The organism is Paenibacillus oceani (assembly GCF_014705615.1).
GTDB classification, from domain to species: domain Bacteria; phylum Bacillota; class Bacilli; order Paenibacillales; family NBRC-103111; genus Paenibacillus_AB; species Paenibacillus_AB oceani.
The window spans coordinates 1-25,125 of record NZ_JACXJA010000040.1; the positions used below are offsets into that span (position 1 = coordinate 1).

Sequence of the window (25,125 nt, forward strand, 5' to 3'; positions counted from 1 at the left end):
ACCGGAGCTCCCCCGGCACAAATTCCGCAAAAACCGCTGTCGGCCGGAACCTTTGCCTTAGACCCCGGCGCTATTGCGCATTGCCGATTTAAGTTCACTTACATCTGGCAAAGGAACGGAGCCGAATACTGGATGTTTATTACGTTCGTCGGCCGTACCTCGATTTCCGGCTGGCGCTGGATGGGCGGCAGGTGGATGAGATTTTCCGTCGATCTCCATTCGATCGAAGCGTCCGCCTGCTGAGAGGACTATCCCTTCGCCTCCGAGTCGAGCCGTCCCTCGTCCCCGGCCTTTTGCCGGGATGCCGGTTGCCGGTTTTCGGCAACCACGCCCAATGCCTGCGTACCCGCAGGCATTCTCTTTTAACGGCACACGTTCGATGAGTATCCCGCTATGCAATCGGAGGGTATGCTGGTAAATCTTAACTATAGCCAAACTATCGAGTCCCTTTCCCACGCAAATCGTGTACGATTAGGGCTGTAGTCCTTCCTACTGGACGGAGAGGAAGAGGATGGAATGGTTATAGCCCCCGCAGCGCATACTGTGCTTCATAAGGACCGGCTGGCTCATGAAGCCGCCCGCTTGTACGAGATCGGGACTCCCCGTTCGAGCCGTTTTGTCAGCAACGGACTAAACGATACGTACTCGATCGCGACAAATACTGGCATCTATTAAGTGCGAATCTACAAATTCAACTGGCGCTCCGAATCCGACATTCGTTATGAGCTCGTATTGCTGCTTCATCTTCACCGGTTCGGCATTCCCGTTTCCATACCGCTGCCGAGACGGGACGGGGAATGGCTGACCGCGTTGGATGCGCCCGAAGGCAAACGCTACATGGCGTTGTTTACCGAAGCAGCCGGCAAGGAAAAGCGGGATGTGGAGGCGAGTGTCGCGTACGGAGCCGCCATAGCGGAACTGCACCGGGCGGCCGGTTTTTTTGCTCCACGCAGCGGCAGATTCGAGCTGGATTTGCACCATTTGCTCGACGAACCGCTTCAGCAGCTCCTGCCGTTTCTTTCACACCGACCGGAAGAACGCCGGTTTGTTCTGGATGCGGCCGACAAGCTCAAACGGCGGGTTGCAAGCCTGCAGGACGAGGGGCTGGACTCGGGAGTTTGCCACGGGGACCTGCACGGCTCCAACGTTCACTTTTCCGGGGACGGCGAACTTACGCACTTCGATTTCGACTGTTGCGGCATGGGCTGGCGCGCCTACGATCTGTCGGTCTTTTGGTGGGACAGGGTCCAGTCCAAGGTCGATAGCTTTGATCATGAACAGTGGAACGCTTTTCTAAATGCGTACTTGAGCAGCCGGCCTTTGAACCGGCCCGATCTCGAAGCAATCCCGGCGTTCGTTGCGATCCGGCATATTTGGCTTCTGGGGCTTCATACGGGGAACAGCGCGGTATGGGGAGCCTGGCAGGACGACGATTATTTCGACCGGAAGCTGAAATTCCTTCGCGCCTGGATGGAAACTCACGACCTCTAGCCACCGGACGCGGCAACCGCTGCAGCAGGCAAGCATCGAGCGACAACCGGCGGTGCTTGTTGTTTTTTTAAAAAAACTATTTTTCTTGAAACCAAAAACGTTTTTTTTCGTATGAAAAGGGTATGCCATTCTTCCTATACAGAAAGGGGTCCAAACATTGTCAGAACCGAGAGCTGTCCGTCCGCCGAATCCAAGTACCGTATCGAAAGGGATTATCGGACTTGTTATTGTAGTCCTTGTAGCCGTTCTCGCCATCCAGTCCTTCACAATCGTTCAAGCGGGACATCGCGGCGTCGTGCTGCAGTTGGGTGCCGTCCAGCCGAAAGTGCTGGAAGAGGGGTTGCATTTTAAAATTCCGTTCATCCAGACCGTCCTGCCGATCGAGGTTCGCGTTCAGAAAGCCGAGTCCAGTCAAGTATCGGCCAGCCGCGACTTGCAGACCGTTACGACTACGCTTGCCGTGAACTATCATCTGGACGGGGCGACAATTAATAACTTGTATCAGAATGTAGGGATGGAGTACAGAGCCCGGATCGTCGACCCGGCGATCGGAGAATCGCTCAAAGCGGTCACCGCTCAATATACAGCCGAAGAGCTGATCTCCAAACGCTCGGAAGTCAGCGCCAAGGTGAAGGAAGTTTTGGCGACCAAGCTGAGCTTGTACAATGTCGTTCTCGACGATATCAATATTACCGAATTCAAGTTCTCCGAAGAGTTCAACCGCGCGATCGAGCAGAAACAGATCGCCGAGCAGCAGGCGCTCAAGTCGAAGCTGGACCTCGACCGGATCAAGATCGAGAAGGAGCAGGAGATTACCCGCGCTCAGGCGCAAGCGGAAGCGCTGCGGCTGCAGAAGCAGGAAGTCACTCAAGAACTGATCGAATTGCGGCAGATCGAAGCCCAGTTGAAAGCAATCGAAAAGTGGGACGGCAAGCTGCCGAACGTAACCGGAGGCGCGACACCGTTCATCAACGTGCAGTAACACAGAATAAGACCGGAATGGGACTTTCGTTGTCCCTGTCCGGTCTTTTCATTTGATCGATCTAGCTGGAGAAGAACCGAACCGAATAAGAGCGGTTTGTACCCGTTATTTTGTTCGAAACCCGCTTGGATGGGGAAATAAGATCGGTTTGAGGCTGCATTATCCGCGAAACGGGTGCAGACCCGACCAACTGGTTGAAATAAGCGGTGCAAACCGCCTTTATTCGTTTCTGTTATCCCCATTTGCCAAAAATAGAAGGTACCAGAGACTGTTATTATGTTGAGCCTTCACTCTCATCCACGCTAACGATCAGGACGAGCCCGCACGACGGGCACTCCCTCGCATCCGATACGACCCGGTGTTCACAGCCGGGACACAGCTCATACGACTGCGACTGCGACTGGTCTTCCGCGCTCGCTGCCTGACCGCGGCTTGGATGAGAGGGCAAGCCTCCTTCGTCCGCTTCCCGCTCCGTGACTGGTTCAGCCTTTTGCTCCAGCCAGACATGAGGCGGCTGTCCATCCACTTCCGCAACAACCAGTTCGTCGGTAAAAATCCACTCGATGTTCCCTGCCTTGTCGCTTACGGCGGCTAGCGGAATCTCGCCCGTTTCCTCACGGGGAAACACGCTTCCTCCGAATACGCCGGGCAGCTGTGATTTGTAGGCTCCGTATCCGGTTCCGATCAGAACATATCTGATGCCGCTTCGTTTATGAACGACGATCGTCGCCATCCGATTCCCTCCTCCGGTTATTCGCAGGCCGTATGCGTCCAAGGCGGGTTCGATCATCTGCGGGATAAGGGCTTCCGGCCGCGATTCCTATAATCAGGCGTCGCCGCCTAAGCGTAGATGCAATGGCTCCAGCACTTTGCCGATACATTCGGCGAACAGATCCAGCCCGGCCGGCGTCGGATGAACGCCGTCGTCCGTCCCGCTGTTCTCTTCCGTGCGGAGCAGATCACCCAATGAACCGCCCTGCGCCAGATAACGTTCCCAGCGTCCGGCGACATCGGCGAGCGGCACCTCCAGCGAAGCGGCGACTTCGCGGACAATCCGATTGTACGAATCGATCCAGGCCTGCGCCCCTTCCGGGTTTGTGTACCATTCCTGCGGGTGACGCCGGTAATAATAACGCCCCGCGTCTCCTTCGACAATCGGGTTCATCGTACATAAAACAGGGATGACACGAAGCGCTTTTAACCGCTCTATGATCGTAATCAGATTGTCCCGATACGCTTCGGGCGGAACTTTCGCCGTGCCCGGCGCCGTGTGAACATGGTCGTTCATGCCGAACGCCACGATGCATACGTCATGCCGGTGCGCCAAGACGTCCCGCTCGAACCGGGCCAGCCCTTGCGCCGTCGTATTACCGGGTACGCCCGCATTGATCGTCTCGCACCCGAAGCGGACTTGCAGCTTATATAAGTACGTCTCCTGCTCCGCTACATATTGTCCTGCAGTTATGCTGTCCCCAAATGCGGCAAGTTTCATTTTTAATTCCCACCCTTTGACGATATTCGGTGTATGTGCGCGTGTTGGTTGTACGTTGCTCTGCACCCGCATCATACGCTCTTAAGCCGGCCTGCGTCAACATTAAATGTTGCTGCGCCGGCCATTTTCCGCCGGCTCTCCCATCCATAACGGGACCGCTCAAGGCCAGCCCGCGTCCGGATCGCTCGGCGCACACGGAAAACGGCGCCCGAAGGCGCCGCTCGTCATACAATAAGTTAAGAAGTAAAAAGTAGAGCTTTATTTTACGCTTTCAGTGCCGCCGCATCAATCATCGAGGCCGACTCGCGGTCCAGATACAACGTCCAGTCGGCATGTGTCTTCAGCATCGTGGAAGGGACGGTATTCGTCACATCGTTGTCCATCGTTTGCTTGATCGCATTAGCCTTCACTTTGTGCGGAACGCAGGAAATAATCGTTTTGGCCTGCATGATCTGATGCACGGTCATCGTGATCGCCTGCTTCGGCACGTCATCAACCGTCGCGAACCAGCCTTCTCCGACCTGCTGCCGCTTGCACGCTTCATCAAGGTCGACGACCATGTACGCTTCCTTCGTATCGAAATTGGCCGGAGGATCGTTGAAGGCGATATGGCTGTTCTCGCCGATCCCGATCAGCGCTACGTCGATCGGCTGTTTGCGGATCTCTTCGGTAAGCGCCGCGATATTCGCCGCTACGTCACCTTCGCCATTCACGTAATAAGCACGGCCGAGCGGGATCAGATCGGCGAACCGCTCCTTCAAATATTTGCGGAAGCTGGCGATGTGGCTCTCCGGCAATGCTACATATTCGTCCAGGTGAAACATTTCGATTTTGTCCCACTCGAGCTGTTCTTTAATAAACGCTTGGAAAAATCCGAACTGGGACGCTCCGGTGGACAAAACGATACGCGCCTTCCCGTTCGCCGTGATCGCGCGCCGTATGGCGTCCGCAGCCTGCACAGCCGCAGCCGCGCCCAGCTGTTCCGGGGTATCCGAAATATGAATGTTCATTGTGTCATCCTCCTCATGATTCTATAGTTGTCGTACCGGACTAAAGGTTCAGCCCCGCACGGTCTCTGTCTCTTTCAGCAAATCTTCGATGACGATCCGCTCTCCGCTCGCGATCGACAAGTTGGCGGCCGCTCCGATCAGAAGCGACATCGCTCCGGCTCTCGATCCTGCCATTTGACCGAGCGGGTCCGCCACGTCTCCGACGAAAATCATCCGGCGAAGCCGCGCGTCGCCTCCGCCGTGAGCGCCTCCCGCCTTACGGCTTTGAAGCGTCATCAGTTCGTTGCGGCGATTGTAGATCCGGATCGTATTGTTCGGCTCGTCGTGTCCCGGACCGCTGTGGCTGTCTTCCGCTTCGATCCGCCCTTTCGTGCCGACGAAGGTCGCTTTCCAGCCTTCATACGGGCTGTAGGCGTTAAGCGAGTACGTAAGCAGTGTGTTTTTCTTGTATTTGACATTCAGCGACATCGTGTCATAGATGTCGATATCTTCACCGAATACGCATTGATCGCGGAAATATCCGTCATGCTTCTCCGCTTCTTTATAGAACGAGTTCGTGAAAGAGTTGGCCGTGACGTCGTAATAAAAATCGCAGCTTTTCGTATGGTCGCAGGTCGAGCACGTGCGGCCGCGCTGCTCACGGGTTGCACCGTAGAACAACCGGGAGCCGTTCGCATACACTGTCTCGGGTTCGTCGTCCAGCCACCAGTTGACCATATCGAAATGATGAGTCGATTTGTGAATAAGCAGGCCGCCGCTGTTCTTCATCTGGCGGTGCCAACGCCGGAAATAATCAGCGCCGTGGCTCGTATCGAGCGACCAGTTCAGCGAGACGTGAAGAATGTCGCCGATCGTTCCTTCCTTGATGAGCTCCTTGATCCGAACGACGTAGGGCATGAACCGGCAGTTGAACGTAACGATGACCTTTCGGCCCGTCCGCTTCTCCGCCTCGAAGATCGCTCTCGTCTTCTCCGCATCCGTCGTCATCGGTTTCTCGGAGATCGCATCGCACCCGGCCTCCAGAGCCCGGATAATGTAATGATCGTGCAGATTGTCCGGCGTCGTCACGATAACGGCATCGGGCTTCACTTCCCGAATCATCGTATCAAAATCGCTGAATACCGGAATGTTACCCGATTGCTCGCTTAAAATGTTCGCCCGGATCGGATTGATGTCGCATACCCCGACGAGCTCCGCCGCACCCTTCAGTTCAGTCGCAAGCGGCTTGGCAAACATACCGAGCGCCCTTCCCCCGGCGCCGACGATGGCGTACTTTTTCATAAGTGTTCTCTCCCTTGTGGAAATTCGGCCTATAGCACTCGATTCCTGTGCCGGTTCCGACCGATATCGACTGTCTGTCACCACTGGCTCTCCCTGTATGCTGAACAGATATCGATTTACATACCCACCTGTAAAATCAATGAAAGGCAAAGAAAAAAACTACTTTATAGAAATCGATTACTGCCTCAGTTTACCATACCTTTTGCGATTTGCCAACGGGGAAAATTACGGACCCCGCCTCCAATTTAATACTGGCGCTGCGATGTCCGAGGATTGAACCGCCCTGTCCGAATAAGGGGAATCCGCTTTGCCTGAGGACAGCGGCGATTCAATCCCGCTTGCGTCTAGGTTGCTTGGCACCAAACTAACCTTTAAGCCCCGTGGAAGCGATCCCTTGAACGAACTGCTTCTGGGCGATCAAATAGACGATAACTACCGGGATCGTAACGATAACAGCGCCGGCCATCAGCAGAGCCGTGCTGACCTCGGTATCGTTTTTGAGATAAAGCAGTCCGACCGGCAGCGTATACAGCTTCTTATCCTGCAAATAAATGAGCGGGCCGAGCGTATTGTTCCAGGCGCCCATAAACGTAAACACGCCCAGTGCGGCAAGCGCCGGTTTGCACAGCGGAATGTAGATCCGCCAGAAAATGCCTAACGGGTTGTAGCCGTCGACGACCGCCGCTTCGTACAGCTCCTTCGGAAGTCCTTTAATAAACTGATGAAGCAAAAAGATGCCGAACGCTCCTCCGAGAAAACTCGGGATGATAAGCGGATAATACGAGTCCAGCATGCCGAACGTCTTCCAGATAAAGTAGCTCGGAATGAGCGTGACCTGGAACGGGATCATCAAGGTCGCCAGCATGGCGATATAAAGCGGTTTGCGCAGCTTGAAATCGAACATCGCGAGGCCGAATGCGATCAGCGCGCACGACAGCAGCGAACCGATCATCTCGATCGTAACAAGCAGCATGCTGTTGAATGTGTACCGGCCGAAGTTTACTTTCTCCCAGACGATTTTGTAATTTTCCCAGCTGATCGGATTCGGAATCAGCTGAGGCGGCAGCTGGCCTACCGCGCCGGTCGTCTTCAGCGAGGTGGACAACATCCAGATAAACGGAAACAGCATCGTCAGGGCGCCGACTACGAGTACAATGTAAGTGAACATTCTGCCGATTGAGCTGAAATTAATCATAGTGCACCCACCTTTTCTCAAAATATCTTTGGAAAAGCGTGATGCCCAAAATGATTACGAAGAGCGCCCAGGCAGCTGCCGAAGCCGGTCCCATTTTGAACAGCTGGAACGCATCCCGGTAGATGAGCATATTGGTTACCATATTCCGCTCCGGCACATTGCTCATCTGCGAGCCGAACATGCTGAGGAATACGTCAAACGCTTGGAAAGCTGCGATCGTAGACAAAATCATGACCATATAAATCATCGGAGAAACGAGCGGGAAAACGATCCGCGAGAAGTACATCCAGTTCGAAGCTCCGTCAATTTGCGACGCCTCCTTCATCTCCTTCGATATGTTCTGCATGCCAGCAAGCAGCAAAATCATCGATGAGCCTACCCCTTTCCAGACGTTGACAAGCGCGACGCTGCCGACGACGACCCACCAGTGCTTGCTGTCCAGCCATTTGACCGCAGGCAGATTGATCGTCTCGAGCAGCCAGTTTATCAGGCCGTACTTCGTATTAAACAGCCACGCCCACAGCACCCCGCCTGCGATCCAGGGCGTTACGACCGGCAGGAAGTAAAACAGCCTCAGCAGCGTCTGTCCACGAATCGCCTGGTTGAGCAAATGGGCGATAATAAGTGCGGCGATCGTTTGCAGCGGGACGAACACGAGCGCGAAATAAAATACGTTGCGAACGGAGATCCAGAACACCTTTTGCTCGAACAGCTGCTGCCAGTTTTGCAGTCCGACCCATTCCGGCGGGTTGAACAAGTCCCATTTGACAAACGAGACATAAGCCGAGAATACGACCGGGAACGCTACGAATACGAGAATATTGATCGTAAAGGGAAGCGTGAACAAATATCCCCAGTGACCTTGCTTGTGCATCCTAACACCACCCTTCTACCGAATGCGGCTCTCTTATGCGTATTGGCCGAAGCGACCCGGGAAAGCGGGCCGGCGATTCACCGCCCCGCCTCCTCCGGCCGTCCGGCACCCGGAATAGCCGCGAGTTACTTGTTGTTGTCCAGTACGGTTTGCACTTTTTCGTGAATCTGCTTGACGCCTTCCTCGGCGCTGATGTTGAAATTCACAACGATGTCGTTGATGATCGGCTGAGCCGCTCCGCGCCACTCGTTCCAGCTTGCGTTCTCGTCGAGCGTTACGCCGCCTTCGGCGATGCCGTCGGTGAACGCTTTTTTGTTAGCCGGCTTGCCGCTCATCTTCTCTACAGCCTGCATGGCCGATTTCTTAACCGGAAGCGCTGCGCCGCTGTTGGCCAGAATCGTTTGCGCTTCCTCGCCCAGATAGTACTTGAGGAACTCCCACGCCGCATCCTTCACTTCCTGCTTCGCCTTGGAGGAGATCAGCCACGAGTTCGTTACCATCGGCACGTAACGTTTGCCGTCTACCCCTTTCGGGATTTTGACTACGTCCCAATCGGCGTCCGGGAAGCTTTTGTTCATCGTCACCTGGTTGCTGTATTGCAGGAAGTACATGGCCGCTTTGCCTGTCGCGAACGTCTGTACCTCGCCGCCGTTCGCTTTCAGGAAGTCGTTGTTCGTAAAGTATCCTTGCTTAATCCCTTCCGCAAGCTGCTTCAGGCCGGTAATCGTCTTCGGATCGTTAAACATCGATTTCGTAAGCGTCGAATCTAGCGCTTGGCCTCCCGCCTGCTTGATCCACGGGAACCAGCCTTGCGTAATGCTCGACGATCCGATGAATCCGAAGGAAGCCGGTTTGCCGTCGCTGCCTGCTTTGGTCATCTTTTTGGAAGCCTCGATCAGATCGTTATAGGTCCAGTTGTCGGTCGGCAGCTGAACACCCGCATCCGTAAACGCTTTCTTGTTATACGCAAGCGCGATCGGGTTAATCCCGTGCGGAACGCCCCATACTTTCCCTTCCGGCGTCTTGGCCGCGAACAATCCCGGAATGTAGTCGGCCTCTTTCAGGTCGCGTTGAATGTAAGCCGAAAGATCCTGAGCGACTCCGCGTTTGCCGTAGCCCAGAATAACCGCGTTTTCTTGAAGCCATACGTCCGGAGTCGTGTTGCCGGCAATTTGCGTCGCGATTTTGGCGACAAAGTCTCCCCACGGTGCATCCTGAACTTCTACTTTAATATTAGGATTTTTGGCGATAAAGCCGTCGATAATTTCTTTTTTCGTTACGTCGTAGGCGCCGGGAAGTCCGATTTTGAGCGAAACCGTCTTGGCCGGACTTGTACCTCCGCCGTTATCCGGGTTTTCTGTTGAGGACGAGCAACCGGCAATTGAAAGCGCTAGCACAGAAGACAAAACAACGAACGATTTTTTGTTCACTTCAAACCCCTCCAAATGTTGTTGTATACTGCATGACCTGCATTATAATGCCGGCCATATAATCAAGAACAGCCGTATTGCTTCTATCCTCATAGGACTGTTCCTGTTACTGAGGTGTGTGCGCTTCCTGCATAAAACATAACATAGTTTATACATTTCGCGCCATAGTTATTAAGCATTTTTAATTGAAACCCTTTATACACCGCTGAATATCGAATATTTTGGAAATCATAGAAATCGATTTCTCATGAGCAGATTATAACATATGTTATACCCCTTTTAAAGGGGGCTTCTTTAAAAATCGTCGTGAAAACTCCTTTCGATATGCCATCATTTTCACCGAACATGCTGAAATCCGTTGGCAGAAGCAGGTTTTATCGACTTTTGATTGACTATGGACGCCGGTTGACCGATAATATGAAATAACATAACATCATTTATTTACCCAAAGCCTGGAATTTTAAACGGAATGAGGATTCTGCATGGTTACCCAAAAAGACATCGCCGATTTTGTAGGCGTTTCCCGGACTGCCGTTTCGCTCGTTTTGAACAACGCGCCGAACAGCACCGTCTCCGAGAAGACGAAGGAGCTTATCCTGAAGGCAGCCAAGGAGCTGGGCTACAAAGATACGGATGTCAAGCCTAAAATCTGTTATGTTTTTTATAGCCGCGACGCTAACGACCCCCGTTATTTCCAGCATTTGCGGGTGACGGAGGAAGCGGCTGCACGCTACGGTTACTCCATGTTGTTCATGAGCATCAAGCCGGACCCGAACGATCACCAGCGGCTTAAGGAGCTGGCCAGAAGCCAGGACACGGCAGGCATTCTGGTGTCGGGCTTACTGGACGATACGATTATTGAAATTCTCGAGGAAACGAAAGTCCCTCACGTTTATTACGGAAGCACGGACCGGACCGACATCAACGTGGTCACGACCGACTACTCCAAAGTATGCTACGAGGCGGTACGCCACCTGATCGAGCTCGGACACCGGAGAATCGCCTTTTTCTCCGGAAGTCTCCGGCTGCTTATCAACAAGCGGGAGCTTGCCGGCTACAGCAAAGCGCTTGAGGAAGCCGGCATCGAAGTCGATAAGGCGCTGATCCAATCCGGCGCGGAAGAAGATGGCGATGAGCTGTGCAGCCGGCTTCGTGAGCTGGATGTCTACTACACGGCAGCGTATTGTACGAACACCGTCATCCAATTCGGCGTGCTTCAGGGGCTGAAACGGCACGGCATCGCCGTACCGGGACAGATCAGCCTGATCGGTCATGGATATACCGAACTGGTTAAACTTAGTATTCCCCAATTAACAACAATGATTTTAAGCGGCGATCAAAAAGAAATTCCGGCTATCCGCCTCATCGAGATCATTCAGCGGAAAACGCCGGATCCGATTTATGAATGTTTGACTGATTTCGAGTTGTTCCCCGGAGGTACGACGGCAAGGTGTCCCGCCACGTGACCCTCCGGCAATTGTGTGAAACGGGGCTTTTTCACTAGTCATCATTTTGCGATTATTCGAGCCCCGCTTGGGGCGGGACGACATATTACTGGGTACGGTGCGGTATATTGTTGAAGGGCGTGACCGCATGTTACTGAGTGCGTGCAAATCAGAGCGGTTTGCATCTGCTATTGGGCCGGAGGCGGGCGGTTTTTTCGGAATAAGTGCGATTTGTACCTCTTAATTCGAGCAATTTGACGGAAAATCGTCATATGGAGGAATTTAGCAACTGGTAAACGCTCTTATTTTCAGGTATAACCCAATTTATTCGAAAATAAGGGGTACAAACCACTCTTACCGACAGAAGAAGCTTACTCTTGGGGCAGAGGGGATGAAACGGATTCCTGCGTATACGCAGGCTTTTGGCTTTCGGAGCAGGAGGATGGCGCGCATTCATCTGCACAAGATTTTGGCCTTTGGGGCAGGGGATGATGCGGACTTCTGCGTAACTGCAGTAAAAAGAAGCAAGTTGGCGTCATTTGGTCTACTATTGAGGCACGAGGTTGGACAGCCAACGTGTGACCGGTACCGCGCGCTGGGAGTCGCGCGTTAAGTTAACGGCCATATCGATCCTTGGCGTGCGGTGGCGCTCTTCCTGCAACAAAAGACCGTTTGGAGCGATATCGCTCCAAACGGTCTTTCTCTCGTCGGCTTGCCGACGGTTTCATCGCCCGCGTCTCCCCCCCGCCTGGCAAGCGGGGCGTCAGGCGCCTCCAGCGGTCCGACCCGAGAATCAGCCGCGCAGGTCGGCTACCGATTCGCGTTCAAGCAGCTTCGGCTGCAGCATAATGCCGATGTCCGGCTTTTTCCCGTCGATCAGCATATCCAGCAGCATGTTGCAGGCGAGCCGGCCCATCTCGTAAGTCGGCTGCAGCACCGTGGAGAGCGGCGGCGTAATCATTTGCCCGAAATCGATGCCGTCGAACCCCATGACGGACACATCGTCCGGAACTTTGAAACCTTGGCCGTTCAGCTCGTTGACGACGCCGAAGGCCGTCATATCGTTACAGGCGAATACCGCGCTAGGACGTTCGCCGCCGGCCAGCAATTTGCGCGTAAGCGCCTTGCCGTTCTCGAATTCGTAGGTGCCGCTGTACGTCTCGTTGCCGGCTTCGACTACTACCGGCTCCAGACCGGCTTCCTTCATCGCGGACGCGTAGCCGTCATAGATGCTGACCCGGCTCGGCCGGTCGAGCGGGGCCGTCACGTAAGCGATCTTCTTATGCCCTTTGGAGATCAGGTGACGGGTAGCCATGACTCCGCCTTTGCGGTAGTCGAAGTCGACCTGGCACACTTCCTCCATCTCCACCTTCTGGTCGAGGGCGACGACATTTAAGCCCATGTCGATAAAATGCTTCAGCTGCTTCTTGTCGCTCGAAATCGAAGAAATGACGAGGCCGCGGACTTGTTTCTCGAACATTGCCTGGATATACTTGTCCTCGAGAACCGGGTCCTGGAACGAGTTGCAGAGGAGCACCTGGTAATTATTTTTGCGGGCGATCTCCTCAACCCCCAAGATGACGGACGAATAAAAGGTATTGGTAATCGTCGGAATAATAACCCCGATCGTCATGCTCGTCTTCGTCTTGAGCTGTTTGCCGAGCATATTCGGGACGTAGTTCGCTTCTTTGGCGATACGCAATATTTTGGAGCGAAGCTCGGGACTGACCGGGTAGCTGCTGTTGCTGAGCACTCGCGATACGGTTGCAGAAGAAACTTCCGCCATTTTCGCAATATCGTGGATCGTTAACGACTTTTTCATATACACGCCTCAATTTCTACGGATAATCGGAATAATCGGGGAAATCGGTTACTTCAATTAAAGCGATTATTTCGCCTTCCGTCAAGTGAACCCGGCCCCTCACGATTCCAGGGCGTTCAGCGCGACCGACAAGCCGGCATAATCGCCGACCGATTCCCCCAGCGCGGCCGGAACGATCCGGCAAGCCTCAAGCGATAGAGGCAGCGCCTCCTTGCGCAGCTCCTCCAGCGCGTACGGCTCCAGCAGAGCCCGCTGACGCGCATAGATGCTGCCGATCACGATCGCTTCGGGATTAAGCAGATCGACCAGCACCGCCAGTCCCCGGCCGAGCTTGCGCCCAACGGTCTCGAACAAGCGGACCGCGAGCGGGTCTCCTTGCACCGCCGCTTCGCCGACCGATTTGGCCGTTATGTCGTCAAGGCTGGGAAGCGTAGGGCAGAAGGACGGAGGCTGCCCCCGCGAGATCGCGGCTTCCGCTTCCGCCCGCGCCAGCCGGGCGATGCCGCCGCCGCTGCAGAAGCCTTCGAACGAGCCGGCCTTGCCGTAGCCGACCGGACCGTCCGGGGCAACCCGGATATGTCCCGCTTCGCCCGCCATATCGCTCGCCCCCGCATACAAGCGGCCATTGAGAATAAGCCCGGCACCCAGCCCCGTACCAAACGTCAGGAAGATCATATGATTCATCCCTCGCCCCGCGCCCCATTTCCATTCGGCCAGCGCGCAGGCGTTGGCGTCGTTCTGCAGCGCTACGGGCGCGTCAAACCTATCCCTCAGCGGAGTGACGCAGTCGATCCGGTCCCATCCCGGCAGATTGGGCGGCGACAAGATAAACCCCGCCCGGCTGTCCAGTGGACCTCCGCAGCTGATGCCGATCGCTTCCGGGCCCTCTCCGCCCGTCCGGTCGATCAGCTCCGCCATCGCCTCCCCCAATCGTTCCATCGTCTCGCCCGGGGAAGCCGGGGTCGGAAAGCCGATTTTCCCTAAAATATCGATCCCCGCCTCCGTCTCCCTGCCGATACTGACGGCGCATTTCGTTCCGCCTATGTCCACTCCGCCCAATAAACGCATCGTTCGCTTCCTCTCCATCTATCGCTGATAGCGTTGCCTCTATTGCCAGTGTAACAGAAAAAAGACCGCATCGGCAGCGGCCTTCCACTTAAGTGCCAAAAATCGTAGTGGCATAGCGGCTGATATGCGGTCTAATTAGCCAAAGCCGTTTGCGACGATCGTCCCGCACAATCAGGGGATGATCCCGCATGCGACGCGCGCCCCCGAGTTTCCCGACGGGTCCGTTACCCCGTCGTCCGGCGCTTCGTGGATGACGATCGAGGTGCCGCCCTCTTTGAGCAGCGAATTCGGCTCGCCCTTCGTCAGCGTTACGCCGTCTGCAATCCAATCGGCCTTCGCCGTCCCGTCGGAAGCTACGTTTAAGTTCGGCAAATCGCCGGCGTGCGGCCCTTCCGGATTTTGCAGACCGTGCTTTTTGCCTCCGGGATTAAAGTGGGCTCCCGCGGTGGTAAAACCCGGAGCTTCGCAGCGCCCCGTCTCGTGAATATGATAGCCGTGCGGTCCGGGGGCAAGTCCTTTCACCTCGAGACGGATGCGCACGCCCTCTTTCTCCGGCGTGAGCAGCGCGGAGCCGATCGTTTTGCCTTTGGTGTTTATAATCGCAGCGCGAACAGCGTTGTCCGGTTCGCCGGAGTCAGTTCTCCCGGCCGCCTGCTTCGCTGCACAGCCTGTCCCTGCAGCTAGCAGAAACAGCCCGAGCGCCGGCAGCGCCCATTGATTTGTCCTCATCTGTCGACTCCTCCACGTGGCAACAAAATGGTGTTACGGTAATCCATTGTTCACGAATACGCCCGGACTTAAACCGCCTGGATTCAAAGCCTTCCGTGCCGCCCGTTATTCGCACCTTGGATCGCCGCCGGCATATGCTGATTGGGATCAAGCAAACGTTAGCGGGTGATACGCAATGAATCCACATCTTCTCGGCCTTATGACTCACAAAATCGGATCGCCGGGCCGGTTTTCCCGGCATGCCGACGCTGCGCTCGATGCCGGATTTTCCGGCGTTATTCTGTTTACTCCCGCAGGGGTGCATGTGGAGCGCGGTACGGTCACCGGATACGTCCGGCAAGGCCGGTCGCCTTGGCGAAAGCAGTCGGCCGCGCACCCGCCTGTGGCTATCGATCTGGGGTATTACACGACTCCCTTGACCAACCGGCAAGTATTCCGCGTCAAGAACCGTACCCGTATCCAATTTACGGGCCACGGACTCGGCAACAAATGGACCATCCAGAATCATCTGCTCGCATCCCCGCTTCTCGCTTCTCATCTGCTGCCTACGAAACCGATGGACTCGGTCGACGACGCGATCGCCTATGCCCGCGAGCATGAAGCAATCATGATCAAACCGATCAACGGCAAAGGTGGAATCGGCATTCTCAAATTATGCTGCACCGGGTCCGCTTATCGTCTGCATGAAAACCGCAAACCCGCCTTAAGCGGCGGTCCGGGCACGATCCGTGCCGCCCTGCGCCGGGCCAGGCGCAAAGGAGGGTACTTGCTCCAGCGCTGGATCGATATCCGCAATCCGGAGGGGCGGGTATTCGACGTCCGCGTACTCATGCAGAAAGACGGGACAGGACAATGGGAGACGTCCGGCATGGCCATACGCGAAGGATCGGCCAACAGCATTACGTCCAATCTCAAAAGCGGCGGGCGCGCCCACGAAGTCGCAGCTTACTTGAACCGGCTATTTCCGTCGGACAAGGCGGATGCCCTGATGGAGAAGCTGTGCGAGCTGTCGGTTTATATTCCGCCTTACCTGGAGGAACGCTACGGCAGAAGGTTAGCCGATCTGGGGCTTGATTTTGCGATAGACCGCTCGGGCTGCCTATGGCTGCTCGAAGTAAATATTAAGCCGGGCAAAGCCGTGATCCGTCAGGTCTACGGCGAGGAAGCCGCCCGGAGATGCTTTCTGATGCCGTTCCGGGAAGCAAGGCGGCTCGCTCTGTCCGCAACGGCGACGGGCGACGAACGCTCCGCTCTCCCGCTATAAGCCTTCCTGCTGACCCGGGAAGGTTTTATTACTATGCGGAGTGATACCGTTGATCCGACTTCCGGAAAAGCGGCTGTTTCCAAAGTCATCTTTCGATTTTATGAGCTTACCCGGAACCGTTTCCCTCGAGAAAAGGACCTCAGCCTCCACGTTGACGTGAAAGTTGAGGTCCTTTCGTTTGGAAGCCGGGACGTTCTATGCCACCCCATGCGGGCACTATTAGGACAGCCTTATTTGGAGCGACACACCTTCCGGGCTTTCCCACAGATCGTGTCCCTCCGGCGGAACCGTGCGGGCTTTCCGCCATGCAACGTTGTCTTAATGCGGCCTTGTATTCACTTCGAATATCCATAGCTTGCCGGAACGGTCGAACCCGTAATCGAAGCCGAGCTGTCCCACGCCGGGAAAATGCCGCTCGAGCAGCTGTGTGCTGATCCGGGTCACATTGCGCATCTCCTGCTTTTTGCGGCGGACGGCTGCTTTCGGCAATGAACGCCGGATGCCTTCCGTCGACGAAAGCATGGTTCCGCCACGGCACAAGTTGGTGACGAAAAATCCGGGGTTCGCGAGCCGCCCCACCATCGCCCGGGTCACCCATACGTGATTCTGCTTTACCACCTTGACCCGGTAATCGATCGGCCGTCCCCGGATGCTGGCGAGACTGATCCCGCGCTGCACCAGATAAGAACGCCGCCTGCGGATCGCTCCGATCGCGGCCATCATGCTGCGGAAGTTCCGGCATCTCGTCACTTTCCGTTTATGCCGGATCGTGTAGCCGGCTCCCGTCCTGATCACCATTATGACACCGACTCCGCCTGTGCCCACGACCGGCTTTAGCACAACCTTGCCGTACCGGGACAACATCGTAGACACGTTGGCAGGCGAAAAAAAACGGGTTTCGGGGATATGCTGCGAAACCCTCGGATCTTGCTGAAGGACAGAGTTTTTTACCCATTTGCTGGCTATTTGCCGCGAGATGACAGCCTTTTCCTCTTCACTGGCGGAAGCCGGCTGAACCGTCGCGGCAACGACCGCCGCCGTATTCTCCGTCTCGGCAGCGTTCTCCTCGGCCGGCGCCGGCGCCGCATGGATCGCTTCAGTTCCCTCCTCTTGTTGTGTTCGTTCCATCATGATCCCTCCTCTAAAAGTTTCTGACGAAGCCATCGTCACGTCCGATGTCGTCGAAGCCTTCGTTAGCGGAAGACGAGCCTATCCGATATGCCGCGGAATTCATCTGCAAAAGGCAGTACCGGTACGGATATCGCTATATCGTATGCCGGTGCCCGAATCCCTTCCTGTTCGTTTGCCCCCGGGCAAGCGCCGATTCTCATTGCCGCTCCAGCAGATCCATGATTTCCCGGAACGCCCGGATCGCGCGGTTTGCGCCGTTCTCCGGCTCGTTCAAAGCGACAACCGCCACCGCATATTTCGGGCGCTCGATCGGCCCGTAGCCGACAAACCATTGATGGACCGCGGCTTGTCCCGCCGCCGTCGTCTGGGCTGTACCCGACTTGCCGGCCACGTTCCATTTCGCCTGCTTCAGCGGCGTGCCCGTGCCGCTCAGAACGACCTGCCGCATCCAGGACGTTACCTTATCCGCTGTCCGCTTCGAGATGCCGTCCGCCAGCACCTCCGCATTCCGCTCCGGAAATGATTGCACAATCGCCCCTGTCCGAAAGCGGATGTCCCGGACGACTCTCGGGCTTTGAACTTCACCGCCATGGAGCAAGGTAACCACGAGATTCGCCGCCTGCAGCGGGGACACGAGCACGTCCCTTTGCCCGATCGCCGTCTGGACGCGTATCCCTTCATCTTCCGACGGCTTGCGCCCGTCGAATATTTGTCCCCGTTCTTCTCCGTCGAACTGACTCCAGCCGGACGCTCCCTTCCCTTCCGTATGCCAGCCGACCTGCAGCTCCAGTCCGAGCCGCTGCGCCGTCTCCTGCAGCTTTGCACCGCTGAGCCGCTGCATCACCTTGGCGAACACGACATTGCATGACTGCGCATAAGCCTCCTCGAACGTGAGGGTGCCATGGCCGCCGTGCAGCCAGCATTTCAAGCCGTATTTGCCGAAAGAGCCGCTGCATTCGAACGTTTCTCCGGGCTGGACGACTCCTTCCTCCAGTGCGGCGGCAGCCACTACCGTTTTGAACACCGAGCCCGGCGTGACCGCCTTCAGCGCCTTGTTCCCCCAACTGGCGTCCCCGCTAACGATCCGGTACGGATCGAAATCCGGACGGCTTGCCATCGCAATAACGTCGGCGTTGTCCGCATCGAGCACGACCGCGCTGCCGGAGGCGATCCCCGCTTTCTCCAAAATACGCTCAACGCCCTCCTGCACGTCCCGGTCGATCGTCGTACCAATCTGCAGCGGATAATACGGGTTATTCGGGCGGATGAGCCTGACGTCAAGCCCGGCCAGCGGCCGGTTCAAACCATCCGTGAACAAGCTGACCGACGTTTTGCCGGCGCCCTGGAGATACGTCTCCATCGTCTTCTCCAGCCCCGCTGCGCCGATCCGGCTCGACAAGGACAAGCTGCCGCGCGACAGCTGCTTCGCATACAGCGCTCCGATCCGCTCCGGATTTTCGCCGATAAAACCGATCAGATGTTTCGCCACCGCATCCGCCGGGTAACGCCGGACGGTGTGCATCACTTCGAGACCCGGAACGGGCAGCTTCGCGATCCGGTTTATTTGTCCGTCCGACAGCGGCACAGGCTGCCCCGTGACCGGATCGCTCCACATTTTCGGCACCGCCGGCCGGCTGTAAAATTCCCGCCATACCTCGCGATCCGCCCCCAGTATCGAAGGAATTCCGTTCAACGCCGCCTCGTTCTCCTCTTCCGTCCGTTTCACCGGAAATACGACGAGCGCCTTCACCTGTTCCCCGGTCAGCGGCCGGCCGCTGCGGTCGACAAAATGCCCGCGCCCGCTGTCCAGCTCGATTCCGTACTCGCGCTGGGCTACCGAATTGCCGATCAGATCGATTTCACGCCGCGAGAAACTACCCGCATCGATCACCTGAATCCAGCCGAGCCGGCCGATCAAAGCGGCCATCACCACTGTGATCGCGAGTAATCCGAACCATATTCTTCGCTGCTGCCGCATATTGTGCATCCCGACATCCGCCTTCTTTCGCTCTCTTCGTCGTTACGATCAAGTATCGACAAAGAGGCGGGCGGACAAACGGCATCCGGCGCGCTTCGATGAAATCACTTCTTTTTCTTCCCAAAGTCTGGAAATCTGGTATACTAACAGTAGTAGATTGGACTCCGATTAGTAGATCAGGGGGTATAGTGATGAGCGAGCAATTGCTTCAGAAGATTTTATCCGAGATGATGTCTATGAAGGACGACGTTAAGTCGATTAAGCATGAGCTGCAGACCGTGAAGGACGACGTATTGTCGATTAAAAACGAGCTGCAGACCGTGAAGAGCGACGTTTTGTCCGTTAAAGCCGAACTGCAGTCCGTCAAGAGCGAGATGAACAGCCGATTCGATACCGTAGAAGCGAAGCTTGCCGTGAACGAGCGGGAAATCGCCGATGTGAAACGCAAGCTGGGCTTCATCGAAGAACAGGCCGCGAGCACATCGGAGCTGCAATCCCCGCTGACCGAGCTGCAAAAACAAATCCAGGAGCACGACGCGGACATTAAGCTGATCAAGCGGGTACTTGCCAGTTAATCCGGAGAGCGAAAGCTCTCTTTATTTGTGTTGCATGGATTGCACGAACTCGGCTAAGGCGGTTTGCCCCTGTGCGGGTGCTGGCGCTTTAGTAAACTTAAAAATTCTTTAACGTTAACAAAGCCCCTTCGTCCCCACTTGGTTCGTGGTTACAGAGGGGCTTATACACCTGCGCCTGTACGATTCGGCCAACTGCCGCTCGGATACCGCACACTGTGGAACTGTTCCCGCACGTCAGGTCGGACCGCCTGCCCCGGCAAAGCCCGGCGATACCCGGTAAGCCCGGGAACCTGGAAGGCTCGTCAGGTTCGAGCTGACCCCGCCGGTCCGAAGGCTACTTCTTCTTCCCTACCTGCTTGCGCATCATATCCATCGGCTTGACCGGCTGATCGACTTGGAACTTCACCCGCTGCAGCGGATGACGGGCCGCGTCGAGCTCCCGGCCTTCCTCGTCGGTCAAGGTTCCGACCTTCATCTTGAAAAATGTCCCCCCGGGACCAAAAAATTCGACGTCCTGTCCCGGCTTGAAATGATTGCGCTGCTGCACGGTCGCCACTCCGGACGTTTCGTCGTAATCGACGACCAGACCGGCAAAATCGTAGTCGATCCGCTTGTCTTCCGGTCCGAAAATATGATCCTCATGCCCGGGAGCGTCATAGAAAAATCCCGTGTTCAGCGGCCGGTTCGCCGCTTTGTAAATTTCCTGCAGCCATTGCTCCTGCAGTTGATAATTGTCCGGATCGGCATAATACGCGTCGATCGCCTGCCGATACGCATTCACGACCGTCGCTACGTAATGGATACTCTTCATCCGTCCCTCGATCTTAAAGCTCTCGACGCCGGAGCGGATCATATCCGGGATATGCTCGATCATGCACAAATCTTTGGCGCTCATCATGAACGGATCTTCTCCCCGGAACAGCGGAGTGCCGGTCATCCCTTCCTTGAACCGGCCGACCGCCTCTTCCTCGGAGACGAGCTGTCCGATCTCCGCCTCGCCTTCCTCGAACAAATCGTACTTCCACCGGCACGACTGGCAGCAGCCGCCGCGGTTCGAATCCCGGTCGGTAAAATGATTGGACAACACGCACCGCCCTGAATACGAACTGCACATCGCCCCGTGGATAAAAGTCTCGATCTCGACGTCCACATTGCGCTTAATTTCGTGAATTTCTTCAAACGTCGTCTCCCGGGCGAGCACGACCCGGTGAACGCCTTCCTCCACCCAGAACTGCACCGCCTGCCAGTTCACGGTCGACTGCTGCGTGCTGAGATGGATCTCCAGCTTCGGCGCCACGCGCTTGCACGTCTCGATAATCGCCGGGTCGGCGACGATGATCGCGGCAATGCCGGCCTCCTGCAAATTCCGCAAATAATCCTCGATCCCCGCAATATCCTCGTTATGCGCATAGATGTTGGCGGCGACGAATACTTTCGCTCCGTAACGGTCGGCAAATTCGACGGCTTCCCGCATTTCCTCGAACGTAAAATTGTCCGCGTTTGACCGCAAACCGTACTTTTGTCCCCCGATATACACGGCGTCCGCGCCGTAGTGGATCGCGAACTTGAGCTTCTCGAGGCTGCCGCCGGGCGCGAGCAGCTCCGGCTTTTGCCCCGGCTTCAGCTTTGTTATAACATTCGGTTCCAGCACTACTTCCATTGGACGTCCACCTCGTTTTTGTATCGTGCCGGCTTTCGGCTTGCCTGATCGATCAATAGACTTGCTCCTTATAGAAAAATCCGAACGAAAGCTCCCGGTCGGGCTGCTGCAGCGCGCGCACCTCGTCCAGCCACTCTTCCTGGAAGACGTAACCTTCCGGGTCGGCCGCATAAGCGTCGATCGCCTTCCGGTAAGCGCGGACGACCGCTTCGTTATACGGGAGCGGCTTCAGCAGCCCCTCGATCCGGAAGCTGTCGATGCCGGCCTCCATAAGCTCGTGCAAGCTCTCCAGCATGCACAAGTCGTCCGAGCTCATCACATGCGTGCCGCTCCGGTCCTCGTACACCGGAAATTTCTCTTCCTTGCGCTCGTGCTCGATCAGAAACAGATTGCGCTCCGCATCCAGCGCTTCGCCCTCCGGACTGTGTCCCTGATGCTCCCAGTAGTTGGACAGCAGCGTCCGTTTGGAATGATAAATATTCGTCATGCCGTGCACTTGAACCTGCACCTCGGCCTGCACCTTCTGCGCCATCTCGACCACTTCGTCCATGTTGAGCTCGCGGGCCAAAAAGACGCGTCTCGCCCCTTTGGTTACCCAGTAGTTGGCGGTTTTATAATTTGTCGTCGTCATTTCCGTGCTCCAATGCAGCGGAATATTGACTCCCGCCTGTCTCCTCGCGATCAGCACGGCCGGGTCCCCGAATACGAGACCGTCTGCCCCGGCATCGGCAATACATTTCAAAAAGCCGGGCAGCTCCGGCAGCACATCGTTGTGCAATATGCCGTTGCAGACGACATAAGCCTTCGCTCCCTTATCGTGGGCGAGCCGGATCGCATCCGCGATCCGTTCCTCGGGAATATCTCCCGCCAGCCGCATGCCGAACCGCATATCCCCGATATGAACCGCATCGGCCCCCGCCTCAATCAATGCTGCAATCTCCTCCGGCGAGCCTGCGCTCACCAGCAGCTCCGGCTTGCGGAAACCCGCTTCCGTCCGCCCTTCCGGGCGTTGAGTTATTTCTTCGCTCATACCTTCAGGGTCACCTCTTCCTGCTCTCCGATATGTTTTTCAGATGCTGATCGTAAGTCTCAGCGAAGTTATGCTCCTGTGCGCCGTCATACTTCGTGACATAAAACATATATTTCGTATCTGCCGGATAAAGCGCCGCACGAATCGAGCTCAGGCTCGGACTTGCGATCGGCCCCGGCGGCAAAGCGGTTATTTTATAAGTATTATAAGGACTGTCTACGAGCAGATCTTTCTCGAACAGCCGTTCCTTCGGCTTATCGAGCGCATACTGCACGGTCGCATCGATCTGCAGCTTCATCCCGATCTTCATCCGGTTGTAGATGACGCTGGCGACGATCGGTCTTTCCTCTTCCAGCACGACTTCGCGTTCGATCATCGAGGCGACGGTCATTAGCTGATGGAACGTAAGTCCGCGCTCCTTCAGCTTGTCCGGCCAGTCCGGCGGTAAATCACCGAGCTTGCGTTCCAGCTCCGATGTGAGCCGCATCACGATATCTTTTGTCGTCAATTCCTTTTTCAGTTCATACGTTTCCGGGAACAAATAACCTTCCAGCCGGTAACGAATCCGGGCGTCCTCCGGAATATCGGCAATCCGCTTGACCGCGCTCAGCTCTGTGCCGCTCATCAAGTCGAGAAACGCTTGGCGGTCAAAGCCCGGATGCACGGCCAGCTTGTCCGCGATCTGCGGAACCGTCAGCCCTTCGGGAATCGTAACCCGCACCAGCTCTTCCTTGACCGTATCGCCGGCGTTCAGCTTGGCGATAATATCGTCCAGCGCCATCCCCGGCTTCATGTCGTACTCCCCCGCCTGGAACCGGCCGCCTTCTTTTTTGTAGATCAAGTAATAGCGAAACACTTTGGCGTCCCGAATCAGCCCGCTGCGTTCCAGCAGATTGGCGATCTGTCCGGAGCCGAGTCCCGCTTCCACCTGAATGCGTACTTCCTTATCCCCGGCTTCGACCGGCTTGAGCGCATTGGACACATACAGCGCCGTTCCCGCCCCGGCCAGGATAAGCACAAGCAGCATGCTGCCCAGTATGATCAGTGCAATTCGTTTCAATAGGTTCCTCTCCCATATGTCTTCCCGTTTCAGGCTATTTGATGTTTTACGCGAAAAAAAAGAGCGGTGTCACCCGCCCGGATCTCCAGTCTTCCGCTTGCCCGAATCAGGGCCGTTCTCCGCTTGGGAAAGTCATCTCGTCATACAGCTCCGATACGGTTTCCCATTCGTCGTCATCCTCGATCGTCTCCAGCTCGGGCTCGCCCTCGTCGGGCACGGAAACTTTAAATATGGCTATTTCCTTCTCTTTGCGGAGCTCATCCGACTGCAGGACCGCATACACCGTCCCGTTATACCGAAACTCCACTACAATCCGGTGGGCGACCGATTCGTCCTGCTCGTCGAACAGGACGATCTCATCCCCGTACGTATCGCGAAGCAGCCGAAGCTGTTCCGGCTGCCCATAATCTGCTGCGCTCATGATTGCTCCTCTTGCTCCATCTCGGCGACCAGCGTGTTGAACGTCTCTTCCACTTCGTCCCACTCCTGCTCGTTGTCGATCGTGTACAGCTGGAGATCGTCGCCGTCTTCTTCATAACGGAAGGCGTACACCTCATCCGTCTCTTCTCCGGAATCATCCGATTCGACAGGTACAACCATCATGTACTTGTTGCCTTGGAATTGGCCGGACTCGACCTCAAATTTCATGATCACCTCGAATTCTTCTTCGTTGCCTTCCTCGTCGGGGATGTAGATGATCTCCGGTTCTTCCATGTTCAGCTCTTCCTTGGCCATAACGCACACCTCACCTTTTCGAATTGGAGTCCAAATAGTTTTGTAAAATGATAGCTGCCGCCATCTTGTCGATAACCTGCTTGCGCTTCTTGCGGCTGACGTCGGCTTCGATCAAAGTCCGCTGCGCCGATACGGTTGATAACCGTTCGTCCCACATCGTGACGGGAAGCCCGAACGCTTCCTGTAAAACCTCGGAGAAAGCGATGCACAGCTCTCCGCGCGGCCCGATCGTGTTGTTCATGTTTTTCGGCAGACCTACGACGAACCCGGAGACGGCGTATTCGTCCGCCAACTGCCGCAGCCGGTTCAGATCGTCCTCCGGCTTCTTCCGCCGGATCACCTCGACGCCTTGCGCCGTCCAGCCGAATTCGTCGCTTACCGCAACGCCGATCGTCTTGTCGCCGTAATCGAGTCCCATAATTCGGCCCATACTGTACTCCCGTCGGTCGCATCGGCCGGATTCAGGCTTCCGGGCCGGGATGCGCAGCTTCGCGCCCCGCTATAAGCCGGGCACACCGCGCACCGCACATATGCACGGAAGCCGATGGAAAATGTCCACCGGCCGACGGTCATTTATGGTGCTGCAAATAGAAACGGACCAGCTCCTCGATCAGTTCGTCCCGTTCCCTTTTGCGGATCAGGCTTCTTGCGTTGTTGTGCCGGGGTATGAACGCAGGGTCGCCGGATAACAAATAACCGACGATTTGATTGATCGGATTGTACCCTTTCTCCTGCAAGGCGTCATACACGGCCAGAAGGACCTCCTTCGGCGATGTTTCCACGCCTTCGGCTTTGACATCGAACTTCATCGTTTTGTCCATCGGATTCATTACCAGAACACCCCCCCTTATTGCTGAAACGCATCACTCGGAT

At 56.0% G+C, this 25,125-nt stretch carries 26 protein-coding genes; 7 read left to right on the top strand and 19 right to left on the bottom strand.

The features are described 5' to 3' along the window. From IDH45_RS34295 to IDH45_RS25015, 4 genes are all read left to right on the top strand, one after another. On the top strand, positions 1–243 hold a 243-nt coding region (locus IDH45_RS34295; RefSeq protein ID WP_223836947.1), incomplete at its 5' end, for a hypothetical protein. A gap of 273 nt (positions 244–516) precedes the next feature. Then, the gene (locus IDH45_RS25005) at positions 517–675 is read left to right on the top strand and encodes a hypothetical protein (RefSeq protein ID WP_190930873.1); all 159 of its coding nucleotides are present in this window, start codon (positions 517–519) and stop codon (positions 673–675) included. Then, positions 676–1,491 carry a phosphotransferase enzyme family protein gene (locus IDH45_RS25010; RefSeq protein WP_190930874.1) on the top strand — a complete coding sequence of 272 codons (816 nt, stop codon included), beginning with the start codon at positions 676–678 and terminating at the stop codon, positions 1,489–1,491. 211 nt (positions 1,492–1,702) lie between these two features. After that, a complete protein-coding gene (locus IDH45_RS25015) occupies positions 1,703–2,473 on the top strand; it encodes a prohibitin family protein (protein ID WP_317891286.1) in 771 nt (256 codons plus the stop codon). Between the two features lie 274 nt (positions 2,474–2,747). On the opposite strand, the gene IDH45_RS25020 is transcribed toward IDH45_RS25015, so the two are convergent. From IDH45_RS25020 to IDH45_RS25050, 7 genes are all read right to left on the bottom strand, one after another. Next, complete coding sequence (locus IDH45_RS25020; RefSeq protein ID WP_190930876.1) at positions 2,748–3,206, bottom strand: hypothetical protein; 459 nt, start codon at positions 3,204–3,206, stop codon at positions 2,748–2,750. Positions 3,207–3,299: 93 nt separating this feature from the next. Beyond that, entirely contained in the window at positions 3,300–3,965 is a 666-nt protein-coding gene (locus tag IDH45_RS25025; protein WP_190930877.1) for an SGNH/GDSL hydrolase family protein, read from the bottom strand. Between the two features lie 263 nt (positions 3,966–4,228). After that, positions 4,229–4,975, bottom strand: coding sequence for a 6-phosphogluconolactonase (locus tag IDH45_RS25030; RefSeq protein ID WP_190930878.1), 747 nt, complete (start codon positions 4,973–4,975; stop codon positions 4,229–4,231). Positions 4,976–5,023: 48 nt separating this feature from the next. Beyond that, the gene (locus IDH45_RS25035; protein WP_190930879.1) at positions 5,024–6,256 is read right to left on the bottom strand and encodes a Gfo/Idh/MocA family protein; all 1,233 of its coding nucleotides are present in this window, start codon (positions 6,254–6,256) and stop codon (positions 5,024–5,026) included. A gap of 364 nt (positions 6,257–6,620) precedes the next feature. Then, positions 6,621–7,451, bottom strand: coding sequence for a carbohydrate ABC transporter permease (locus tag IDH45_RS25040; RefSeq protein ID WP_190930880.1), 831 nt, complete (start codon positions 7,449–7,451; stop codon positions 6,621–6,623). Then, positions 7,444–8,325 (bottom strand): carbohydrate ABC transporter permease, encoded by an 882-nt coding sequence (locus IDH45_RS25045; RefSeq protein WP_190930881.1) that lies wholly within the window; start codon positions 8,323–8,325, stop codon positions 7,444–7,446. The genes IDH45_RS25040 and IDH45_RS25045 overlap by 8 nt, the downstream gene beginning before the upstream one ends. Before the next feature lie 125 nt (positions 8,326–8,450). Further along, on the bottom strand, positions 8,451–9,755 hold the full coding sequence (locus IDH45_RS25050; RefSeq protein WP_317891283.1) for an ABC transporter substrate-binding protein: 1,305 nt from the start codon (positions 9,753–9,755) through the stop codon (positions 8,451–8,453). A gap of 482 nt (positions 9,756–10,237) precedes the next feature. Between IDH45_RS25050 and IDH45_RS25055 the strand changes: the two genes are divergently transcribed. Next, positions 10,238–11,221: a LacI family DNA-binding transcriptional regulator gene (locus IDH45_RS25055; RefSeq protein WP_190930883.1), complete on the top strand. Its 984-nt coding sequence runs from the start codon at positions 10,238–10,240 to the stop codon at positions 11,219–11,221. 772 nt (positions 11,222–11,993) lie between these two features. Here IDH45_RS25055 and IDH45_RS25060 read toward each other — a convergent pair. The 3 genes from IDH45_RS25060 to IDH45_RS25070 all read right to left on the bottom strand — a co-directional run bounded on the left by IDH45_RS25060 (position 11,994) and on the right by IDH45_RS25070 (position 14,819). Continuing rightward, entirely contained in the window at positions 11,994–13,022 is a 1,029-nt protein-coding gene (locus tag IDH45_RS25060; protein ID WP_190930884.1) for a LacI family DNA-binding transcriptional regulator, read from the bottom strand. A 99-nt stretch (positions 13,023–13,121) separates the two neighbouring features. Then, complete coding sequence (locus IDH45_RS25065) at positions 13,122–14,090, bottom strand: ROK family protein (RefSeq protein WP_190930885.1); 969 nt, start codon at positions 14,088–14,090, stop codon at positions 13,122–13,124. A gap of 171 nt (positions 14,091–14,261) precedes the next feature. Further along, positions 14,262–14,819: a superoxide dismutase family protein gene (locus tag IDH45_RS25070; protein ID WP_190930886.1), complete on the bottom strand. Its 558-nt coding sequence runs from the start codon at positions 14,817–14,819 to the stop codon at positions 14,262–14,264. Between the two features lie 175 nt (positions 14,820–14,994). Here IDH45_RS25070 and IDH45_RS25075 point away from each other — a divergent pair, with 175 nt between their 5' ends. Further along, positions 14,995–16,083: a YheC/YheD family endospore coat-associated protein gene (locus IDH45_RS25075; RefSeq protein ID WP_190930887.1), complete on the top strand. Its 1,089-nt coding sequence runs from the start codon at positions 14,995–14,997 to the stop codon at positions 16,081–16,083. A 318-nt stretch (positions 16,084–16,401) separates the two neighbouring features. Here the strand turns inward: IDH45_RS25075 and IDH45_RS25080 are convergent, their stop codons facing one another. Continuing rightward, positions 16,402–17,211: a YheC/YheD family protein gene (locus IDH45_RS25080; RefSeq protein ID WP_190930888.1), complete on the bottom strand. Its 810-nt coding sequence runs from the start codon at positions 17,209–17,211 to the stop codon at positions 16,402–16,404. Between the two features lie 199 nt (positions 17,212–17,410). Next, complete coding sequence (locus IDH45_RS25085; protein ID WP_190930889.1) at positions 17,411–19,201, bottom strand: peptidoglycan D,D-transpeptidase FtsI family protein; 1,791 nt, start codon at positions 19,199–19,201, stop codon at positions 17,411–17,413. A 182-nt stretch (positions 19,202–19,383) separates the two neighbouring features. Here IDH45_RS25085 and IDH45_RS25090 point away from each other — a divergent pair, with 182 nt between their 5' ends. Further along, complete coding sequence (locus IDH45_RS25090; protein WP_190930890.1) at positions 19,384–19,767, top strand: hypothetical protein; 384 nt, start codon at positions 19,384–19,386, stop codon at positions 19,765–19,767. A gap of 334 nt (positions 19,768–20,101) precedes the next feature. On the opposite strand, the gene IDH45_RS25095 is transcribed toward IDH45_RS25090, so the two are convergent. The 7 genes from IDH45_RS25095 to IDH45_RS25125 form a co-directional block, all read right to left on the bottom strand. Then, entirely contained in the window at positions 20,102–21,427 is a 1,326-nt protein-coding gene (locus tag IDH45_RS25095; protein ID WP_190930891.1) for a peptidase U32 family protein, read from the bottom strand. Positions 21,428–21,479: 52 nt separating this feature from the next. Further along, positions 21,480–22,457, bottom strand: a complete 978-nt coding sequence (locus IDH45_RS25100) for a peptidase U32 family protein (RefSeq protein ID WP_190930892.1) — start codon at positions 22,455–22,457, stop codon at positions 21,480–21,482. 10 nt (positions 22,458–22,467) lie between these two features. Further along, complete coding sequence (gene mltG, locus IDH45_RS25105; RefSeq protein ID WP_190930893.1) at positions 22,468–23,517, bottom strand: endolytic transglycosylase MltG; 1,050 nt, start codon at positions 23,515–23,517, stop codon at positions 22,468–22,470. 106 nt (positions 23,518–23,623) lie between these two features. After that, a complete protein-coding gene (locus IDH45_RS25110) occupies positions 23,624–23,938 on the bottom strand; it encodes a DUF1292 domain-containing protein (RefSeq protein ID WP_190930894.1) in 315 nt (104 codons plus the stop codon). Beyond that, a complete protein-coding gene (locus tag IDH45_RS25115) occupies positions 23,935–24,252 on the bottom strand; it encodes a DUF1292 domain-containing protein (RefSeq protein ID WP_190930895.1) in 318 nt (105 codons plus the stop codon). The genes IDH45_RS25110 and IDH45_RS25115 overlap by 4 nt, the downstream gene beginning before the upstream one ends. 10 nt (positions 24,253–24,262) lie before the next feature. Further along, positions 24,263–24,682 (bottom strand): Holliday junction resolvase RuvX, encoded by a 420-nt coding sequence (ruvX, locus tag IDH45_RS25120; protein ID WP_190930896.1) that lies wholly within the window; start codon positions 24,680–24,682, stop codon positions 24,263–24,265. Positions 24,683–24,821: 139 nt separating this feature from the next. Next, on the bottom strand, positions 24,822–25,082 hold the full coding sequence (locus IDH45_RS25125) for an IreB family regulatory phosphoprotein (protein ID WP_110841271.1): 261 nt from the start codon (positions 25,080–25,082) through the stop codon (positions 24,822–24,824). Positions 25,083–25,125: the final 43 nt, after the last annotated feature.

Coding starts and splice junctions, on each gene's coding strand:
- IDH45_RS25005 (WP_190930873.1), top strand. CDS start 517: ATGGTTATAGCCCCCGCAGCGCATACTGTGCTTCATAAGGACCGGCTG.
- IDH45_RS25020 (WP_190930876.1), bottom strand. CDS start 3,206: ATGGCGACGATCGTCGTTCATAAACGAAGCGGCATCAGATATGTTCTG.
- IDH45_RS25025 (WP_190930877.1), bottom strand. CDS start 3,965: ATGAAACTTGCCGCATTTGGGGACAGCATAACTGCAGGACAATATGTA.
- IDH45_RS25030 (WP_190930878.1), bottom strand. CDS start 4,975: ATGAACATTCATATTTCGGATACCCCGGAACAGCTGGGCGCGGCTGCG.
- IDH45_RS25035 (WP_190930879.1), bottom strand. CDS start 6,256: ATGAAAAAGTACGCCATCGTCGGCGCCGGGGGAAGGGCGCTCGGTATG.
- IDH45_RS25040 (WP_190930880.1), bottom strand. CDS start 7,451: ATGATTAATTTCAGCTCAATCGGCAGAATGTTCACTTACATTGTACTC.
- IDH45_RS25045 (WP_190930881.1), bottom strand. CDS start 8,325: ATGCACAAGCAAGGTCACTGGGGATATTTGTTCACGCTTCCCTTTACG.
- IDH45_RS25055 (WP_190930883.1), top strand. CDS start 10,238: ATGGTTACCCAAAAAGACATCGCCGATTTTGTAGGCGTTTCCCGGACT.
- IDH45_RS25060 (WP_190930884.1), bottom strand. CDS start 13,022: ATGAAAAAGTCGTTAACGATCCACGATATTGCGAAAATGGCGGAAGTT.
- IDH45_RS25065 (WP_190930885.1), bottom strand. CDS start 14,090: ATGCGTTTATTGGGCGGAGTGGACATAGGCGGAACGAAATGCGCCGTC.
- IDH45_RS25070 (WP_190930886.1), bottom strand. CDS start 14,819: ATGAGGACAAATCAATGGGCGCTGCCGGCGCTCGGGCTGTTTCTGCTA.
- IDH45_RS25075 (WP_190930887.1), top strand. CDS start 14,995: ATGAATCCACATCTTCTCGGCCTTATGACTCACAAAATCGGATCGCCG.
- IDH45_RS25080 (WP_190930888.1), bottom strand. CDS start 17,211: ATGGAACGAACACAACAAGAGGAGGGAACTGAAGCGATCCATGCGGCG.
- IDH45_RS25085 (WP_190930889.1), bottom strand. CDS start 19,201: ATGCACAATATGCGGCAGCAGCGAAGAATATGGTTCGGATTACTCGCG.
- IDH45_RS25090 (WP_190930890.1), top strand. CDS start 19,384: ATGAGCGAGCAATTGCTTCAGAAGATTTTATCCGAGATGATGTCTATG.
- IDH45_RS25095 (WP_190930891.1), bottom strand. CDS start 21,427: ATGGAAGTAGTGCTGGAACCGAATGTTATAACAAAGCTGAAGCCGGGG.
- IDH45_RS25100 (WP_190930892.1), bottom strand. CDS start 22,457: ATGAGCGAAGAAATAACTCAACGCCCGGAAGGGCGGACGGAAGCGGGT.
- IDH45_RS25110 (WP_190930894.1), bottom strand. CDS start 23,938: ATGAGCGCAGCAGATTATGGGCAGCCGGAACAGCTTCGGCTGCTTCGC.
- IDH45_RS25115 (WP_190930895.1), bottom strand. CDS start 24,252: ATGGCCAAGGAAGAGCTGAACATGGAAGAACCGGAGATCATCTACATC.
- ruvX (WP_190930896.1), bottom strand. CDS start 24,682: ATGGGCCGAATTATGGGACTCGATTACGGCGACAAGACGATCGGCGTT.
- IDH45_RS25125 (WP_110841271.1), bottom strand. CDS start 25,082: ATGAATCCGATGGACAAAACGATGAAGTTCGATGTCAAAGCCGAAGGC.